Source organism: Variovorax sp. WDL1, assembly GCF_001541225.1.
GTDB lineage: Bacteria > Pseudomonadota > Gammaproteobacteria > Burkholderiales > Burkholderiaceae_C > Variovorax.
The window spans coordinates 61669-62322 of the sequence record NZ_LMTS01000172.1 but is presented as its reverse complement, the minus strand read 5'-3'; the positions used below and the strand labels follow the sequence as shown (position 1 = coordinate 62322).

2 protein-coding genes are annotated in these 654 nt (G+C 65.4%); both read right to left on the bottom strand.

Annotated elements, in window-relative coordinates:
• On the bottom strand, positions 1-205 hold a 205-nt coding region (locus APY03_RS44360), incomplete at its 3' end, for a histidine phosphatase family protein (protein ID WP_232324380.1).
• 102 nt (positions 206-307) lie between these two features.
• A partial coding sequence (locus tag APY03_RS40505; protein ID WP_269747405.1) for a tripartite tricarboxylate transporter substrate-binding protein occupies positions 308-654 on the bottom strand: 347 nt, incomplete at its 5' end.

Below are 654 nucleotides of genomic sequence, written 5' to 3'. Positions count from 1 at the left end.
TGCGGATCGGCTCGCCCGCCAGCCGCTCGGCAGCGCGCGCCGCCTGCTGCAGCCCGAGCGTGCTCAGCGGCGCATCGACCGCCTGGAAGATCCGCTGCGCATTGCCCGCGGTCTGGCCGTGGCGCAGGAAGTAGAAGTGGTCGCAAGCAGGCGCCAGCGGCGGGGCCGCGGCGAGTTCGATCAATTGGGCAAGGCCGTCGTTCATGCAGGTCCTCAGGAGGCGAGTCGAAGGGAGTCAATGACCAGCGGCATTCGACCAACCGCGCGATCTGATCTGGATCGGCGCGGAGCCGGCATGCCACAGGGTTCAGGGCGTCAAGCGAATGTTCGCCTCTTTGATGATGCGGGTGCAGGCGGCGGAATCTGCGCGCACGACCTTCTGGAACTCTTCTGGTTTGCCGCCGCCCACTTGCAGACCCAGTGCCTCGATCTTGGCCATGATTTCAGGCAGGTGAATGACGTGGTCCATCTCGTCCGCCAGCTTCTGTACCACCGGGGTCGGCGTCGCGGCTGGGAGGAACACGCCGTACCAGCCGTCGCGATCGAAGGATGGTAGCCCAGTTCCGTATTGACCCGGCTCATGCAGCGAAACCACAGTTCGGCGCTTCCTACTGACTATGCCATGGCGCCTGCAAGGCGAGGGCAGGGCCTTCG